General features: G+C 67.5%; 20 protein-coding genes and 1 tRNA gene. 14 read left to right on the forward strand and 7 right to left on the reverse strand.

The window, feature by feature from the left end:
• From MFF56_RS21870 to MFF56_RS21895, 6 genes are all read left to right on the forward strand, one after another.
• Positions 1-2462: Ig domain-containing protein (locus tag MFF56_RS21870; RefSeq protein WP_238231000.1), on the forward strand; the 2462-nt coding region annotated here is incomplete at its 5' end.
• A gap of 505 nt (positions 2463-2967) precedes the next feature.
• Complete coding sequence (locus MFF56_RS21875) at positions 2968-3318, forward strand: septal ring lytic transglycosylase RlpA family protein (protein WP_238231177.1); 351 nt, start codon at positions 2968-2970, stop codon at positions 3316-3318.
• A 33-nt stretch (positions 3319-3351) separates the two neighbouring features.
• Complete coding sequence (locus MFF56_RS21880; RefSeq protein ID WP_308445281.1) at positions 3352-3888, forward strand: very short patch repair endonuclease; 537 nt, start codon at positions 3352-3354, stop codon at positions 3886-3888.
• A gap of 398 nt (positions 3889-4286) precedes the next feature.
• Positions 4287-5102, forward strand: coding sequence for a hypothetical protein (locus MFF56_RS21885; RefSeq protein WP_238231002.1), 816 nt, complete (start codon positions 4287-4289; stop codon positions 5100-5102).
• The gene (locus tag MFF56_RS21890) at positions 5099-5683 is read left to right on the forward strand and encodes a metallophosphoesterase (RefSeq protein WP_238231003.1); all 585 of its coding nucleotides are present in this window, start codon (positions 5099-5101) and stop codon (positions 5681-5683) included. Before MFF56_RS21885 ends, MFF56_RS21890 begins: the two co-directional genes overlap by 4 nt.
• Positions 5680-6219: a hypothetical protein gene (locus tag MFF56_RS21895; RefSeq protein WP_238231004.1), complete on the forward strand. Its 540-nt coding sequence runs from the start codon at positions 5680-5682 to the stop codon at positions 6217-6219. The genes MFF56_RS21890 and MFF56_RS21895 overlap by 4 nt, the downstream gene beginning before the upstream one ends.
• Here MFF56_RS21895 and MFF56_RS21900 read toward each other — a convergent pair.
• Together MFF56_RS21900 and MFF56_RS21905 are read right to left on the reverse strand one after the other, a co-directional pair.
• The gene (locus tag MFF56_RS21900; RefSeq protein WP_238231005.1) at positions 6192-6683 is read right to left on the reverse strand and encodes a hypothetical protein; all 492 of its coding nucleotides are present in this window, start codon (positions 6681-6683) and stop codon (positions 6192-6194) included. The genes MFF56_RS21895 and MFF56_RS21900 overlap by 28 nt on opposite strands.
• Before the next feature lie 70 nt (positions 6684-6753).
• On the reverse strand, positions 6754-7638 hold the full coding sequence (locus MFF56_RS21905) for a hypothetical protein (RefSeq protein WP_238231007.1): 885 nt from the start codon (positions 7636-7638) through the stop codon (positions 6754-6756).
• Between the two features lie 97 nt (positions 7639-7735).
• Here MFF56_RS21905 and MFF56_RS21910 point away from each other — a divergent pair, with 97 nt between their 5' ends.
• On the forward strand, positions 7736-8662 hold the full coding sequence (locus MFF56_RS21910) for a hypothetical protein (protein ID WP_238231008.1): 927 nt from the start codon (positions 7736-7738) through the stop codon (positions 8660-8662).
• Between the two features lie 51 nt (positions 8663-8713).
• On the forward strand, positions 8714-9043 hold the full coding sequence (locus MFF56_RS21915) for a hypothetical protein (protein ID WP_238231010.1): 330 nt from the start codon (positions 8714-8716) through the stop codon (positions 9041-9043).
• Positions 9044-9094: 51 nt separating this feature from the next.
• Here MFF56_RS21915 and MFF56_RS21920 read toward each other — a convergent pair whose 3' ends face one another.
• Positions 9095-9514 (reverse strand): hypothetical protein, encoded by a 420-nt coding sequence (locus tag MFF56_RS21920; protein WP_238231012.1) that lies wholly within the window; start codon positions 9512-9514, stop codon positions 9095-9097.
• 175 nt (positions 9515-9689) lie between these two features.
• Between MFF56_RS21920 and MFF56_RS21925 the strand changes: the two genes are divergently transcribed.
• Positions 9690-10079, forward strand: coding sequence for a hypothetical protein (locus MFF56_RS21925; RefSeq protein WP_238231015.1), 390 nt, complete (start codon positions 9690-9692; stop codon positions 10077-10079).
• A gap of 209 nt (positions 10080-10288) precedes the next feature.
• Here MFF56_RS21925 and MFF56_RS21930 read toward each other — a convergent pair whose 3' ends face one another.
• Both MFF56_RS21930 and MFF56_RS21935 read right to left on the reverse strand, forming a co-directional pair.
• Positions 10289-10609: a hypothetical protein gene (locus tag MFF56_RS21930; protein WP_238231017.1), complete on the reverse strand. Its 321-nt coding sequence runs from the start codon at positions 10607-10609 to the stop codon at positions 10289-10291.
• A gap of 222 nt (positions 10610-10831) precedes the next feature.
• Positions 10832-11029: a hypothetical protein gene (locus MFF56_RS21935; RefSeq protein WP_238231020.1), complete on the reverse strand. Its 198-nt coding sequence runs from the start codon at positions 11027-11029 to the stop codon at positions 10832-10834.
• 223 nt (positions 11030-11252) lie between these two features.
• On the opposite strand from MFF56_RS21935, the gene MFF56_RS21940 reads away from it, so the two are divergent.
• The 3 genes from MFF56_RS21940 (at position 11253) to MFF56_RS21950 (ending at position 14111) form a co-directional block, all read left to right on the forward strand.
• Positions 11253-12293, forward strand: a complete 1041-nt coding sequence (locus MFF56_RS21940) for an HD-GYP domain-containing protein (RefSeq protein ID WP_238231021.1) — start codon at positions 11253-11255, stop codon at positions 12291-12293.
• Between the two features lie 70 nt (positions 12294-12363).
• The gene (locus MFF56_RS21945; RefSeq protein WP_238231023.1) at positions 12364-13185 is read left to right on the forward strand and encodes a hypothetical protein; all 822 of its coding nucleotides are present in this window, start codon (positions 12364-12366) and stop codon (positions 13183-13185) included.
• Between the two features lie 11 nt (positions 13186-13196).
• The gene (locus tag MFF56_RS21950; RefSeq protein WP_238231025.1) at positions 13197-14111 is read left to right on the forward strand and encodes a cobaltochelatase CobT-related protein; all 915 of its coding nucleotides are present in this window, start codon (positions 13197-13199) and stop codon (positions 14109-14111) included.
• Positions 14112-14115: 4 nt separating this feature from the next.
• Here the strand turns inward: MFF56_RS21950 and MFF56_RS21955 are convergent, their stop codons facing one another.
• Positions 14116-14322, reverse strand: a complete 207-nt coding sequence (locus MFF56_RS21955) for a hypothetical protein (protein WP_238231027.1) — start codon at positions 14320-14322, stop codon at positions 14116-14118.
• A gap of 210 nt (positions 14323-14532) precedes the next feature.
• Positions 14533-14608 (reverse strand) — tRNA-Ala (locus MFF56_RS21960).
• 149 nt (positions 14609-14757) lie between these two features.
• On the opposite strand from MFF56_RS21960, the gene MFF56_RS21965 reads away from it, so the two are divergent.
• Entirely contained in the window at positions 14758-15390 is a 633-nt protein-coding gene (locus MFF56_RS21965) for a hypothetical protein (protein WP_238231030.1), read from the forward strand.
• Between the two features lie 252 nt (positions 15391-15642).
• Entirely contained in the window at positions 15643-16953 is a 1311-nt protein-coding gene (locus MFF56_RS21970) for a hypothetical protein (RefSeq protein WP_238231033.1), read from the forward strand.
• Positions 16954-16996 lie beyond the last annotated feature (43 nt).

Consider the following 16996-nt stretch of genomic DNA (forward strand, 5'->3'; position numbering starts at 1 on the left):
CCACGGCCGTCCAGGTCGCATCGGGTCTGCAGGTTCGGGTCACCGACGTCGATCGTCGTGTCGCGCTGACGGACGTGTTCGCCATCGCGGTCTCGTCCCCTCTCAGACTGAGCGTCGCCGCCATCCTGCCCGGCACCTCGGGCAGCGTCTTCTTGGGCAAGGCGAGCGCGCAGGGCGGACGAGCGCCCTACATCTACACGGTCGCGGCCGGGCAACTGCCGACCGGGCTATCGCTTAATCGCGACGACGGCAGCATCACGGGCACGCCGCCCAATCCTACGGATCAGACACTCACGCTTCGGGTGGCGGATGCGGATGGACGGACGGACAGCGCCGCGACACGGATCGTCGTATCCGGGTCGCTTGAGATCAGCGGACCGGACAACCTCTACGGCATGCTCGGGGCGAACTTCGCCTCGAAGGTGGCCGCGAGCGGCGGCACCGCCCCATACACCTTCAGCTTGGTCGCGGGTCGACTACCTACTGGGCTCACACTGGCCTCCGACGGCAGGATGTTCGGCTATCCCTCAAGCGCGGGTGTCCTGGGCGGCATCCAGATCCAGGTGATGGATACCGCAGGCGCTACGAAGATCACGCCTACCTTCGCGATCACGATCGATCGCGCACTCCAGATCTTGGGATCGTTCAACGAACAGGCAGCCCGTGGCCAGGACTATTTGACGAATTTCACGGCGGTCAACGGCAGAGGTCCGTACGTCTACGCGATGGCAGAGGGTCAGTTGCCGCCCGGCCTGACGTTAGACGCCGCGACCGGAGCGATCTCGGGTAAACCGACTCAGGTCGCGTGCTATAGAGGGCTGACGGTCGCCGCGACGGACAGCCTCGGTCGGAGGACCGTCAGCAGTCCCGTCGGCTCTATCTGCGTACGCGATGCGGCCGTGATAACTGGAACCCCTGCAGCCTACGGGGCGGTCTATAAACCTTATACCGCGAGGTTCGACCTTTCGCTGAATGGTTCGTATACCGTCGCGCTTGCGTCGGGGGGGCTACCTCCCGGGTTGAACATCTATCCGGGCAATGCTGACGTCACAAACTACGTACGCATCGATGGCACGCCCACAAGGAAGGGAACCTATGGCGGAATTTCGTTCAAGGTAACAAACAACGTTACCAAAGTAACATCTGTATCCGATGTGTTCAGCATCACCATATCGGACATGTACTTGACGTTGTCGCAGCAGACGGGCCTAGTGCTAGTCGGTCAGCAGGCCTCGGCGACATTGAAGGTATCTGGCGGAGTGGCTCCATACACCTTCGCGTTGGCTGGCGAGCCGCTCGCTGCCGGATTCACCATGACGACTACCAGGGACACGGTCACGTTGTCCGGAGCGCCCGCACAACTGACGCGCTCGACCGTGCGGGTCGTAGCAAGAGATGCCTCAGAGCAGGAGGACATCCAAGACGTTTCACTGGCCGTGGGGCTGAATCCGGATGAGAGGTTGGCGATCAATGGTGGTTATCAGACCATAACTGGCAATGGCGATTATAGCTCTAAGGTAACTGTCACTGGTGGTCGCCCGCCGTACAAGTTTCATCAACCCTACGGCCCGACCGACGGATCGCTGGGAAGTATCGGTCTGACCTTGAATGAGGATACCGGAGTCATTTCCGGAAGGGTGTCCGTCCCCTACTGGCGCAATAAGGAAAATAGAATCTTTACCATCATTGCCAAGGATGCAGACGGCGACGTCCAATCGACTGGTGTCAACCTCCGAGCGTTCGAGCAGAATGACTACAAGGCCGCCTTCGATGTCAGCTCATACGACCTTGCGGTCGGTGACGAGATCTCCGGGTACGTTCGGGCGACGCGCGGTGGATCATACAAGCAACTGCATACCTTCGCCAACGGCCTCCCTCCAGGCGTCGGAATATACCAGATCAACGATGGAGAGGGGATCATCTACGGGCGGCCGACGAAATCTGGCGTCTTCAACGTGACCTGTGGCTATCACGTGCAAGGCACGACGACGAACTGCGACAACGGGTTCCAGATCTTCGTGCGGGACGCGGGGGCGAAGCTGCCGACAAATCTACCAGTACCGGTGGCCAGCGGTATTTTCGAACGAAAATCAGGAGCACTTCACGGCACCGGGTATTTCGCTTGCTGCAAATTCAACACTCCGCTGGATCTGCAGGTGTTTGTCCTCAAAGGAGGAAGGCATGGATTGCTGCGAGGCAGATCTTTGTTCCCGTCAGACTTACAGTGGGACATGAGGTGGGTTCCCTCAAGCAATCAGGCCGCCGATCCGCCGGACATGTTCCTTGATAACCTGAGCGGTCGAGCGTACGGCACGCTATCCGGTGCCATGGCGGTGGCCTATGTCCCCAATGGTTCCGGCGGGAGGATGGAATTGGATGTTACGTATGATCTGGTCGCAACTGCGATGTCGCTAGATGGAAGGATCACGGCGGCCCGCGTGAGATACAAGAACATGCCATAATGTTGCTGGGCCACCTTGTTCGCGATGCGCTGCCGACATGGCCGTGCATCGCGCAGCCGGTTTGAACATGCGCGTTCTGGGGCGCGTAGCTGGCGTACGATGCTTCGCGCAACAGCCCGCTGATCATGTCAGGATCGATCGGACCCTGCGGCATCGCCGACGAATGGGCCGGCCAACCGTAGATATTCAATTCAGCCTCAGGCGTGCCCTCGATAGGTCCATCCAGCGATTGTGGATCGGCGGAAGAGCGAGTTGGCAACCGCGGCGGAGGGCGCACCCAGGCCGAAGGAACCGATGTTTGACTGTTCCTTCGTTAGCGCCCATACCGGTCCTGCCCGATCGTGGCTCATACCTTCCCAGGCCGGGCTGCTCCTCACTCCTCAAATCTCTGCGGTCGCATCCGTCCGGCCGCAGACCAGAGATCGTTTTGATGCGTGTGCTTCTCCGGTTGGTCGTAACCGCTTCCGTCATGTTCGCTGCGGCCTGTACCCATTCGGGCGCCCAGATGCATTCTTCCCCGACAGCAGCGACGACGGCCTCGAAGCACAAGGAAACTCCATCCGCGGTTGCTCAGCATGGTCTCGCCTCATGGTATGGCAGCGGTCATCGGACCGCGAACGGCGAACGCTTCGACCCCAACGGTCTGACCGCCGCCCACCGCAGCCTGCCCTTCGGCACGCGGGTGCGCGTCGCCGACAAGCGCACCGGTCGCTCCGTCGTCGTGCGGATCAACGATCGCGGCCCCTTCGTGCACGGGCGCATCATCGATCTCTCCCGAGGCTCGGCCCGGGCGCTCGGCATGGGCGGCACCACCTACGTCAGCATCCACCGCGTTGCCGAAGCGTCGGCCGACTGAGGGGCGGGGCTCGCCCACGCGAATCCATCCGCAGTGCGGTTCGCCAAGCGTCGCGACTTACCGTCCGACCCGGTTGACCGCCCGAACCTGCACGCCACTTCCGGCTTCCATGGACGGCGAGGGCCGAACTTGGACACGCTGGATCCTTCGAGGCGATCCGCCCTGATGGGGCGGATACGAGGTGTCGATACGGGGCCGGAAATGGTGGTGCGGCGCGCCGCCCATCGCCTCGGCTATCGGTTCAGGCTGCATCGGCGGTCCCTGCCCGGCAGGCCGGATCTCGTCTTCCCTTCGCTCCGGGCCGTCATCTTCGTGCACGGCTGCTTCTGGCACCGCCACGAGGGCTGCCGGAAGACGAGCATGCCGAAGACCAGAATCGAGTTCTGGCAGGCCAAGTTCGCCCGCAACGTCGAGCGGGACGCCCAGGCGCAGGAGAGGCTTGCGGCGGCGGGATGGCGCGTGCTCGTGATCTGGGAGTGCGAGACGGCCAAGCCGGACCAGATCGACGCGATCCTCGTCGGGTTCCTGGGAGCGCGCGGTCGCGGGCAGCCGGTTCCCAACCGCAACTGAGGGATCGACCGAAGGAACGTCTTGCCCTTTGCATCCGGTCGACGGACACTGCGGAGGTCTCAGGGGAGAACCCATGGCGCGCGAGACGACGGTCGAGAACCTCGGTGGTCCGCAGCTCCTTCGGCGTACGCTCGCCCCTCCTATCAGACACATCCGTTTCGACACCCGGATCCACAGCCGTAGAGCACTCGGAAGGCCGCTCGGTCGGACAGCCGTTCCATCGCCAACCGCTGCGGTTGAGGCCGAGGCAGCCTTGGTCGCCCTCCCCTCGGAGGAGACCGGCGGCGAGGGCGGGGACCCCGAACGACGAACGCGGCCACTACCGCCTCCGATCGATACCCTTGCCCCTCGCGCCGCCTTGCGGTTCCTTCTCGACGGCTGCGCTGCGGGGAACGTGAATGTCCCAGGTCGTCCTCGACGAATTTTGCGAGGAAGTCGAAGTCGTCCGGCGGACGAAGCGGACGATCCACGTCGTCGAGGAGGAAGTCGGCGTCGTCGAGCTCTGGCACGACGGCGTCCTCGTGGACGTGCAGACGACCTACACGTGCCTCCGGCTGGCCCTCGAGGCAGCTTCCGAGGTCGTGGAGCGCCTGCGGATCACGGCCGCCAGCACGCTCCACGTCCGGGTGAGGGCCGAGAGGACGCGGGGTCTGCGGGCCGGGCCGGGCGAGTTGCGCTACGGGCGCCGCGAGTACGATCAAGCGATCGGATCGGATTGGGTATCGGCGCGGCGGCACGTCTGGGACAGCCATGCCGGCCTGCTGCCGGCTGGCGTGGAGGTCCTCCTGCCCTTCGAGATCTCGGCCTTCGCCGCGACCCGGGACGTGCGGCCCGGCCACGGGGCGCTCGGCCGGATGTCCGTCAGATCCATCGAGCATCTTCCGGACGAGCGCCTCTGGGAGGGGTGGGGATTCGGAGAGGTGCGCGACGTCGTCGCCGAGAGCGCCGCCCTCGAGAACCGGCCCGAGCACATCGGCAGGGAGCGCGGCCACGATGGGTTCCTGTGGACCCGCATCCGCTTCGCCGGCGCCTGGGCCGTCACCCTGCCGCCAGGCTTGGACGCCGTCGCTGCCCTGTCCGCCATCGGCGGGAGTTGGGCGAGGCCCGACATCTCCATCCGCGAGAGCTGGCCGGACTGGGTCGGAAGCGGACGCTTCTATTGCGGTGCGCCCGGGGCCGTGCACATCTGGGGCCGTTCACCGGACCGGACATGACCGTCTTTCTCACCGCCGACCACCATTTCGGGCATCCCGGGATCATCCGGAACGCCGGGCGCCCCTTCGCGTGCATCGACGAGATGGACGAGGTCCTGATCGCGAACTGGAACGCGCGGATCCGTCCCGACAGCGTGGTCTACTACCTCGGGGATTTCGCCCACAAATGCCCGCCGGAGCGCCTCCAGCGCATCTGGCGGCGTCTCGCGCGGCCCAAAGCCATCCACCTCGTCTTGGGCAACCACGACGATGCGGCGACGCTGGCACTGTCCTGGACCTCAATCGAGCGCGGCATCCTGCGGATGTCGGCGAACAACCGCCGCTTCAGCCTCTTCCACTACGGCCTCCGCACTTGGCCGGGCATCCGCAGCGGCGCGATCCATGCCTTCGGGCACAGCCACAACCGCATGCCCGGGTTCCGCAACACGCTCGACGTCGGGGTGGACGCCTGGAACTTCGCGCCCGCCGCCGTCGAAGAAGTCATCCAGCGCGCCGAAAGCCTGCCGGCGTTCGATCTGGGAGAGCCGGAGGACGAAGGCGGGAACGACGCTCCGGAGACCGCGGAAGGATCCAGGCCGTGACCGAGTTTCCCCTGCCCCGCGCCGTATGGGGCGTTGCCCTCGAGCAGTTCGTCGGCCCGGGCATGGTCGCGCCGGCGTTCGGGGTGGACGGTCGCAGTTCCGATTACGACCTCTTCAGGGAAGCGCCCTGGGAACTCGCCCCGGCCTGGACTTCGCCGGACGGTCGGCACGCCGTCCACCTCGTTGCCGACGCGGATTGGGAGCCGCCGACCTCCGTGCTCCTCGAGACGGAAGGCGGTACCTGCGTGGGTTTCTACGCGGGGGGAGAGCTTTGGATCGACGAGGATCGGCGTGGCGCGGGCCTCTCGACGCCGCTGATCCTCTGCCTTGTCGCTCGCCTCGGGAAGGCAACCTACGACACTCGTTCCGGGCTCGGCTTCTCGCCCGCCGGATACGCCGCCCATGCGGCCGCGCACAGGATCGCGGTCGAACGCGCCGTCGCCGCCGGCATGCGGGTCCCCGCCGAAGTCCGCGCCGAGGCGGCGTCGCGTTCGGTCCCGGCGGCCTCCTACTCGGGGGCGCCCCGGCGCACGTAGTAGTGGCGCGGCGTCCTGGCGGGCCGGCGGTAGGCGAAGGAGGCGGCCGAGGCCACGTGGCGGCGGCGCTTCACGATCGGCGCAACGGCCGTGGGAGGTGGCGGAAGCGGGCTGGCGAGCGGGAATACGCCCGGCGCCGTTCCAAGACCCGAGATGCGGGCCCGATCGTCGCGATCGAGCAGTCCGGGTCGGCAGGCGGCGGTGTTTCCCGTCTCGCAGGCCCGGCGGTTGCCCTCGTATTCCGCTCCGCGGACGAAGCCTTCGTCGGTGATCGAGAGCAGCTGTCGGTCGCAGCCGGTTCCGTCGATGCAGGAGCGGTAGTTGGCCATGTAGCCGTCTTCGGTCCGAACGCGTGGATCGGGTGGCGCGACGCGGGTCAGGCCGCCGGCGACGGCCGATCCCAGGGAACAAGCGAGGACCGCCATGGCGATCGACGAGCGGAAGAGGATGTACGGGGACGACATCGGCAGCTCCTTCGCCCGTTCGTCGAGGTCATTCCTATCGATGGATCACGGATTCGCAGGAGTGTCCACCTTATTCCTTCGGGTCGCGATCCACATGCCCGTCGAAGGAGCGAGAGCGGTCTGCCAGACAAGGACCGGACACGAGACGGGCGTACATCGAGAGCTCGTCGCACCTGTCGATCAGCGTGCAGACGCCTTCGCGCCAGGGTTCGCCGAGGACGGCAGCAACCGCTGTCTCGATGGCGGAGCGCAGGTGCGGGGTCGCGCGAGCTTCGGGAACGGCTGCGACGAGGGTGAACGTCCGATCCGGCCCTCTCAGGATCTCACCGGTCAGCACGGGGTGCGCCCCCGGGGCGGTCCGCCAATCGACGCGATGCCGGCCTGACGACGCCGGCCTGACGCCGAGGATCCCGCCCCCCGCCAGGATCCGGAACTCGGGACGCGCGCCGGGCACCTCGACGGATGCTCCGGGAAGGTCGTCGCGCGAGGCCGCGTCGGCGTCGTCGAGCGCACCGGCATATGCTGCCTGCGCCAGCGCCGCCCATGCCCTGGCGGCTTTGTCGAGGCGGCCGACGAGCATCCGGTCGAAGGCATCCTTGGCCGCCTGCACGGCTTCGATCTTCCGCTCCAGGCCCGCTCGCGTCCGCTCGCGATCCGCGCGCAGGTTCGCTTCCGCCTCCTCGCGCAGGGCTCGGATCCTGCCGGCGATGGCAGCCGAGGGCGTGGGAACGACGAGCGGAATCTCCGGATCCCCATCTTGCATTTTCGGACCGCTGCGAAGTATGTTCCCGTTCCGTTCCGTGGTCCGATCTGCGTCGCGCGTCCACTCGGGAACCGGTCCGTCTACGTGTTTACACCCCTGCCCATCCCGTTTTTTGGGGATGCCGGACCTGTTGACCCTTGCGGACAAGGCGTGACATTGCGCCGAATGTTGTTTGTAGCGCGCGTCGTGCACCCTTCTTCAAGGAGATGGCCCGGAATGTGCCGCGAGAAACGGTAATCTTGGGCTGGCCGAGGCGGCTTGCGGGCCGCCTGCCTCATCGGATCTGGATATGAGCCAGTCGGGAGCTGGAGACATCGAAGAGGTCATCGTCCGTCGCCACGACGTCGTGCGCACGGACGCGAGACTGCGCGACCATATCCCGAGCGGTCCGCGACCGATCACCTACAAGTCGGACGCAGGGCCCATCCGCGTATGGGTGAGCCAGCGCGGGTCCGTCATCGCGGAGCCTCTGCGGGGCGTGCTGGAGCACGGCGGCTACCATTGGGAGGCCGTCATGGAGTTCACCTACTACGGCGCAAGCTACGTCGGGCCGCTGCAGGTCGTGAAGTACCCCGAGGTTCCGCAGTGCGCCCATCTCGTCAGCCGGGACAACATCGTCCGCGCGCTCCGGAAGGCCGCCTCGAACTTCATGCTGCAGCAGGAAGCGGCGATCCTGCCGCTGGCGCTGAGCGACATCGCCCGCAGGAAGTCGGAGGAGGAGCAGGCCCTGGCCAAGGCGCGCGAGGATCTCGCCAGGCTGCCGGGCGAGGGCGACTGCGTCCTGGCCAGGCGCTTCGATCTCTGGTTCGGAACGGTCTGGGTCTCACCGTCCGAGGGCGAACTCTCCGTGATGGGAGGCGGCTTCAGCGGCTCCATCACCGTGAGCGGCAAGATCTGCCGCCTGGAAGCGGCGCTTCCTCTCGATAGGGAGCACGACCCGGCGATCACGCTGGTGAACATCTTCGCCTCCGAGAAGAAGGAGGATGTGCCCCCCATGCTCAGATCGGCGCTTCTCGAACTCGCGGAAGTGGTGCGCACCAATCATCCCGACCTCACGGCCGCGTCGCAGATCATCCGTGCGCGCCGGCGGCTGCAGGTCGACATCGCAGGCTACGAGCAGCGGCTGCTCAAGCTCGAGCGCTTCGGAATGATGTACAAGAACCGACTCGAGCCCGTGGTCGACAGCTCCATGCGCCCGATGCCGGGCGCCGCCTGAGACCCTCGAAATCCCCGAGCCGTTCTGCAAAGCTCGGGGGTGAGGTGCTCCGTGAACGACAAGATCCTGATCGCTCTCCTGCTGACCGCTCTTCCGGCCGCGGCCCAGGATGCAGTCCCGCGCTACGACGTCGATGCATTGTGCGCGGCGGCGGCCGGCACGCTCGGCAATTCGTCGTTCGCCAGATCGGCGTGCTACGAGCAGGAGCAGACGTCCTACGACGGCCTGAAGGCCCGCTGGGCCGCGGTGCCTGCGGAGGTCAAGACCACCTGTCGGAAGATCGCCGCCTGGACGGGATCGGGCAGCTACATCGTCCTCGGCGGATGCGTGGACGTCGAACTCGAAGCCCGCAGCCGCGGCACTCCCGGCTTCAGGTATTGAGGAGCGGGGCGCTCCTCGCTCCCCGGCGGCCGCTCAGCTGGCGGCGGGGCCTCAGGCGGACGGCACCGGAAGCTCTTCCGCATCGGCGGATGCCGCCGCATCGAGGAGTCCGATCGCGCTGTCGCGGATCAGGTAGGGAACGCCCGCCCCTTCGAGCACCTGAGCGACCGAGTTCACGCAGCCGTCCCGGCGCTCCGGATCGAACCACGCGCCCGTCAGCTCGACGCGCCATCCGCCGCCGGCCAGCTGCAGGCCCGCAACGATCGCTTCTGCTGCCGCGGCTTGGTCGAACTCCTCCTCGTTGTCCCCCCGCATCCGCAAAAACCGGTGGCCGCCCTCGGCCGCGCGCTCCAATGCGCCTTCGAGCGCCGTTCCGAGATCCCGATAAGAACGCTGCCGCAGTTCCGCGCTGAGCTCGCCGTCGATGACGGCGATCGGTCCCGTCCAGTCGTCGAGGTCCTCGGCGAGCAACCCGCGGGCTCGGCCGGCCTCGGCTGGTCCCAGGTTGAAATCGGCGGAGCCGCAGGCCGAGCCGGGATGGACGACGATCAGGAGCGAGCGCATTCCACGATCTGGCTCCCTGTCGCGAAAAGCGCAAAGATGGGGGGCTTGGACGGGTAGAGGTCGGGCTGGGATGCCGATGCGTATGGACGGAGCGGAATTCCGGAACGGTTGGCGGGAGGGCTACGACGTCGACGGTACGAAAGTCGTCGTCGAGGCTCGCCACTTCAGGCGCAATCGTCCACCCACGCCCCACGAACACGTCGTGCAGATGATGCGCGGCCGGGGCCCCGGCATGGCGCAGGATCCCGTCTACGAGTGGGGCGCCTCGCTCGGGGACGGGCGGCTCGGGCGCTGCACGATCCGGCCGACGCCCTCCGGCATGTTCCAGGTCGCAGGCCTCCGGCATCTCTACCGTACCGTCGAGGAAGCCGCCCGCGGCTGGGCGGTTCCGATCGTGGCGAGGGCAACCGAGGCGGCCCGGCTCCAGACGGAGCGCGCATCAGCCGAACGCACCGCCGGGCCCCGCCCCTGATCGGAGCGGGAAGGTACGACCACGCACTGCAGATCCCCGCCATCGGCCTGCGAGTCGTGGTGCATGCCGCAGCGATCCGTCCGCTGCACCTTCCTGCCTAGGGGGTGCGTCGCAGCTCGGCGGGAGGGTCGTCAGGGCGGTCGCCGGCGGCCTCGGCTCCGAGTACGGAGACGATTGACCGTGCGGGTGGCGAAACCGAATGCGGCGTCTCATGGTCCGGGGGAAACCCCGGCCGCTTCGGCGCGTGCGGCGACGATGCTCTCGGCCCAGAGCGGCAGGGCGTCTACGACGACCAGGTCCCAGCCGTCGGGATCCTTGAAGGGTTCGTTGCAGGAGACGTCCTCCGCAACGTCGTCGAACTCATGCGTTTCCGCATCCCGCCAACCGGCGACAGGGCCGGTCTGGATCTGGACGGCGAGCAGGCGTTTCTGGTCCATGTCGTAGACGAAACGCGTCATCCGCTCGCGCTGATCATGGAAGATGTGGGGCCAAAGCGCCGTGTTTTCGTCGGCGACGAGGTATGCGGGCATGTTCGCGCTCCTTCCGGCGCCAAGTTGGCGTCGGCCGATGCAAGGAGCAATGCAGGGTAGGACGCCGCGACGCCAGGGCGTCGGGTTCGCACGTCCGCCGCAAGGTGGGTCGACGCGCGATCGGGCCGGGACGGGTGCCGTGGAACAGGACGTGGGATCGGCCCGAGGCGCAAGCCGGCAACGCCGTCCGGCGACGCCACGGCGGTCGCGGGGAGCGTCGGGTCAGTGCTGGTTGAACGGGCTCTGCAGCACGATCCGGACCTGCTTTGCGCCCGGCTCCGCGATCTGCGGAGCCGGCTCGGGCAGCAGGCCGGGCGGCAAGGTGACGGGCAGTGCCGCGGCCAGGACGAGACCGAATGCGCCGAACGTCACCGTCGCTCCGAACGCGGCCGCAGAGATCAGATAGGGGTGCCGCAACATGGCGTTCCTCCAGGCATGGCAGGAACGGGCGGTCCCAGCCGCAGGTTCCGCGAAGTGTTTCCGCGCGTCCGAAACGGCGTGCGACCGTCAGCATTGAATCGGTTGCGTTAAAGCCAAGCTAACGATGTCGGTTGGAACGGTCTTGGGACCCGGATCCGCGCGGTTCCTTTGACTGCCGTTAAAGGTACGATGCGCGAGAACTCTACCAACGAAAGGGGTAGGCATGCGCGTGGTCCTCGTGGATGACGATCGGTCCGATCTGGCAGTCATGGAAGGCATGCTGCGCGGCGTCGGGGCCTGCGCGATCGCCACGTTCGCGGACGCGGCGGAGGCCTTGGCCCATATCGTCCGGGAGCCGCCGGATCTGCTGATCGTCGCGTACGGCATGCCGGGCATGGACGGCATCGAGTTCGTGCGCAGGTACCGGGATGCGCGCGGCTCCGAGCCGCATGTCATGATGCTGACGACCGAGGCCGCGCGCGATCTCCGCTATGCGGCGTTCGATGCGGGCGCCGACGAGCATCTCGTGCATCCTCTCGACCACCGGGAGTTCCGCGTCCGGATCGCCAACGTCCGCAAGTTGGTCGCCGCCAGGAAGGCGCTCGCCGACGAGAAGGCCTCGACGAGCCGTCTCGTCGCGGAGCATCGGGTTCAGGTCGAGCGAGGCGCCGAGGAGCTCGTGGGGCGGCTGCTCCGGGCCGCGGAGCGACGGGACGACGATACGGGCAACCACATCGTGCGCATGGCCCAGACCGCGCGCGTGATCGCGCGTCGTCTCGGGTTGGACGAGGAGACCGTCCGCCTGATCCATCGGGCCTCGCCGATGCACGACATCGGCAAGATCGGCGTACCCGACGCCGTTCTGCTCAAGCCCGGCCGTCTCGACGAGGCGGAGCGGCGGATCATGGAGGGCCATGTCCTCGAGGGCTACGAGATCCTCCGCGATTCCGCGATCCCGCTGGTCCAGGTCGCGGCCGAGATCGCCTGCTCGCACCACGAGCGCTGGGATGGAACGGGATACCCGAAGGGACTGAAGGGCGAGGAGATCCCCCTCTCCGGCCGCATCGCGGCGGTAGCCGACGTGTTCGACGCCCTCGCCTCCGACCGCCCCTACAAGCAGGCATGGCCCGCCGCCAGGGCGATCGCCTATCTGCAGGAAAACGCCGGCCGGCAATTCGATCCGGGCTGCGTGAACGCCTTCGTCGAAGGTTGGGGCGAGATCGCGCAGGTGTACGGGATCGTGCCGCTGGAAGCGGCGGCCTGAAGGAACGGATCTTTCTCCGGGGCTGCGGGGCGGCTACGATGCCGGCGACCGCCGACCGTACGGATAGCCCATGACCTGTCTTCTGCCGGCCCACGGCCGGATCTCCTGCACGGTCTGCCATGCCGCGCCGGCGGCCTTCGACGAAGTCGCGGCCGGCACCCCCGCTTGGCGGATCCGGGCGAACCCGCTCTCCTGGGGCGCCCGCGCCCCCCAGGTGCTCGTTCTCGGGTTCTCGAAGGGGCCGACCCAGGCCGGCGATCTGGCCCGCACGCCGCACGACCATGTCGCCTTCAAGGGCCAGCGGATATGGGTCGCGCGCATCCTGGCGAGGCTCGGCCTGATCTCGGACCCGGGGGGCACCGAGGCGATGAACCGCGAGATCGACCGCCTCGTGGCGGATCCGGACGGACGCTTCGCGTTCGGCTCGCTGGTCCGGTGCACGGTCGAGCGCTTCGACGAGAAGAAGGGGGTCTGGAAAGGAACCGGCGGCGACATGCTGGGGGGCTTCGTCTCCCATGAGTTCGGGCGTCGCGTCGCCGGCGCCTGCGCCGAGCGTCATCTCGGACGGCTGCCCGCCGAGACCCGGCTCGTCGTGCTGATGGGCACCGGAGCCAAGGGCAACTACGTGGACGAGGCCGAACGGCTGATCCGGCAGGCCCGGGGCCGCCCACCCTCCTGGCGCCGGATCAACGCCGTCAGCTACGGGGACGACTCCACGACGTTCGTCCACACGGTTCACTTCGCCGCCCAAGGACGCCTTCGAGGCGACTGGTTCGGCGAGACCCGACTGGACGGCTCTCCGCCGGACCCCGTCGCCGTCCGGTGGGCGAAGCTCGCCGCCGAGGCCGCGCTCGACGCCATGACCCGCCCGCGGCTCGGCCGGGCAGCCTGAGAGACAAGCACATGCGCAGAACGAGGCCGGGCCCTGCGGAGACGCGGATCTTCACACGGGAGTTCGACTATGTCGGCTCGTCCACGGCCATCCTCGCCGATCCCGGCTTCGGACCTTATGCCGCCTCGCTCGCGCGGCGGGCCGAGCTTCCGCAGACGTGCCTGGAACATCCCGGACGTCGGAGCGCCCGGCTGCTCGACCCGGAGGCCGTGGCGGGGCTTCCGGCTCTCGTGGCGTCCGACGGTCGCGTCGTCGCGATCCTGGTCGACCAGTCGGGCGGTCTGAGGGGCCCCGACAGCGATCGGATGGTCGCATGCGTCGACCGTCTTGCGCTTTCCCTCGAGCGTGCCGGCGTCCCATTCGAGGTGCTCGCCTTCTCCACATTGCGCTGGAAGGGAGGGCTCTCGCGCGAGAAATGGGTCGCCGCAGGTCGGCCGGAGAGCCCGGGACGGCTGAACGATCTTCTGCATGTCGTCCACAAGGACCTCGACGAGGTCTGGACGGAGGGCGATCCCTCTCCTCGCGAGCGTCTCGACCTGATGATGCGCGATCCCTTCCAGCGGGAGGGGCTGGACGGCGAGGCGCTCGGGTGGGCGCTCGACCGCCTGGGCGGACGGGAGCAGGCGGATCGCGCCGTCGTGGTGATCGGCGATGCGACGCCGATCGACGATGCCACCTGCTCCGTCGAGAGCCCGCAGTTCCTCGAAGCGGACCTGATGAGAAGCGTCCGGCGCGCGGCGCGCGACTGCGTGTCGATCGAGACGGTCGGGGTCCGGGCCGAGGCGCGGATCGCGGAGTTCTACCCCAAGGTCACCTACCAACCGCCCGAGGGTCGGCCGATGGATCCCGTGGCGGCTTGCGGAGCGGTTCTGGAGGCGCTCGGTGTTCGTCCCGCGCCGACGGCGTCCGCTGCGCCGCGCGGATAGACCGCTAGTTCAGGACGCGGACCCGCTCCGGAGCCCCGGCCATGGCCGCCTCGACATGCGGAGCCGCGCCTTCCATCAGGCGCAGGTCCGCCTCCGTCGCGAGGACGGCCTCCTCCATTTCGGCCGCGACCGTGCCGGGATCGGCCATGCCCTCGCGAAGCCGGCCGTCGATCGCGAGGATCCGCATCATGCGGTCCCGGTGACGGATCATGATTGCTTCGGCGAGATCGATCGACGGACCTGCGGCAACCGGCTGGCCCGCCGCTTCGATCTCTGCCGCGTAGGCCCTGGCTATCTTCCTGAGGCGCTCGCTCGGAGCCTGGAGAGCGAGGCGGAGTTCCTCAAGCCTTTCCGAGGATGGCCGCATCCGGATCCCCCGCCGCTCGACCCGAAGCACCGCGCCGCCCCCCGGGATCGGAATTGGTGGAGCCAGGCGGAATCGAACCGCCGACCTCCTGCATGCCATGCAGGCGCTCTCCCAACTGAGCTATGGCCCCTTCGATGGAGTGGATTTCCCACTCCGTTCCTTCCATGAGGGTCGCGCCCCGATGTTGTCAACCGGCCTGGATCAGGCCGGATGCATTGCTTCGGGGAACCCGGTGGCAGGGAGATGCCGTTGACGCCGGGCAGGCCACCGGGGAAACCGATGTCGTCCACCTATCCGGCCCAACCCCTCGCGGCCTCCGTCGGCCGTCTCGCCCGCGTGGCGGCCGGCAAGAGCGAACCGGTCCTGGACGACGCGGGGCTCCTCGATCTGACACGATCCGCGATCGGGATCCCGATGCTCTGGGCGCTGATGCTGGGAGCCTTCGGCTACGGCTGTATGGGCGGTCCCCTCCTCGCCGCGGTGGTGAACACGACGGCCGCGACGCTGTTCGTGATGGTCGTCCAAAGCCTGACGATACCGTTGGTCCTTCTCCCGGCCCGGCTTTCGCGTGTCGAGGGCCGCCGCGAGGCCCGAGGCATCGCCGAGGCCGTTCTCGTTCTTTCGGCGGGAGGCGGCATCGTCGCCGCGAACGCCGCGTTCGCATACTCCTTCTCCCGGGAAGCCCTCCTGTCGATCGGCGCCGTGGCGGTCGTCTACGGCTTCGGCGTCTCGCTCTCCCGCCTCGCCGGGTTGCGGCCGCAGGATCCCGTTCTGCCGCAGCTGGCGCGCCTGACGACGCCCTTCCTGCCCGGCCCGATCTGGCTCGCCGCCACGTTCGTGGTTCTCTCGGTCGCCGACGCGTTCCGGCTCGAGGCCGGCTTGGCCGCGCTCAGCCGGGCTCTGCTGGGCTGAACCTGGACCGGTGTCCGATCGGTTTGGACCATATGCGTCGCAGCCTGCGGCAGCGAGCCAGCGGCGGCATTCGTCTGACGTGGAACGTCCGAAGGCTCGTTGGACGACGCGATCCCTCGGGCGCGGCGACCTCGATCCCACCGATACATCCGACGAGGCACCCGGCCCTGCCTCGGCGTAGACTCGATCCCAGATCGCTTGCCATGCCCGTCGAGCTCGTCGAAGCTGCCGCGCCGAGCCTCGAAGGATGCCATGAAGCCGTTCGCAGCCGCCCTCGTCGTCCTCCTCGGGACGATCGCCCAGGCGCATGCGCGGGACTGCTCGACGCTCGACGACCCGTTCAAGCGGTTGCAATGCTACGACGAGGGGAACCGGCAGGCGACCTCGCAACGCCCGGCCGCCCGCCAGCCGGATTTCGACGCCTATCGCGTCGACGTCCACCATGGGCCTTCGCGGCCGCCCGACTTCAGAGGGAGGGATCGGGCGTACGCCAACTACAGGACGCGCATCCTGCAGGGGATGCAGGGACCGCCCAACTTCGCCGGCCGCACCAGGATGATCGAGATCGGGTGCGGGACCCGCTGCGTCTTCCTTCCTGTCGTCGACCTGCCGACCGGCCGCGTCTCGACCTTTCCACTCAATTCCGACAGCCACCCGGAGCTCGATCTCGACTATCGACCCGGCAGCCGGCTGGTGATCGCGAAATGGCGGATCGGGGAGGGCTGCCGCACCGAGGCGTTCGTGTGGAACGGCGTAAGCTTCGAAACGATGGGCGAGCGTGACGCGGGGCCGGGTAGGACCTGCGGGCCGCAATCCGGCAAGCGCCCCTACGAGGGCTTTTGGGCCTCGGACGCCAAGGACTGCAAGGAGCCCTCCGACGGCAACTTCCGGATCGAGGGGACCACCTACAAAGGCTGGGAGTCCGAGTGCACCATCGACAGGGCGACGATGCAGGGCGAGGGATGGGAACTTGCGATGTCCTGCACCGGCGAGGGAGAGACCTGGAAGGAGAACGCGACCTACGTGGCGGAAGCCAACGGCACGCTCTCCGTCCTGGACAAGGAGCGCAAGATCAGGAGCTACCTGCGGTGCGACGGTGCGGCCCCGGCTGCCCTGACGACCGAAGCCGGCATGGAGGCTCCGCCTCCCGGAACGCTGACCGAATGGACCTACGACGCCGACCGGAAGCTGGTCTGGTCTTGCGACAACCTCGACGAGGGCAAGGGAAATGCCTGCCTCGCCTTTGCGTGCGATTACAGATCGCCGACGATGACCTTCTTCACCAGGACGGCGCCGGGAGACGTCGCCGCGCTCGTCGCGCAGGGCGCCGCGGTGGCAATGCCCCCTACCGGGACCCAGGAGGAGACTGCATTCGCCAAGCTGTTCGGCATGCAGGCCCGGACGGTGGTGCTGGACGGACCGGAGCAGCTCGGTACCTACTTCGACGGCCTCCGACGCAAGCCGATCTCGGTCTCGACCTCCATCGACAAATGGTCGTTCGCGATCGAGCAGGGCAAGTTCCAGAAGCCGGTATCGGACTTCAGGACCGCATGCCTCCCGTGAGGGACGGCGGGCCGTCGTGGGCAGGCCATGAAGGCGATGTACA

The organism is Methylobacterium hispanicum (assembly GCF_022179285.1).
GTDB classification, from domain to species: Bacteria; Pseudomonadota; Alphaproteobacteria; order Rhizobiales; family Beijerinckiaceae; genus Methylobacterium; species Methylobacterium hispanicum.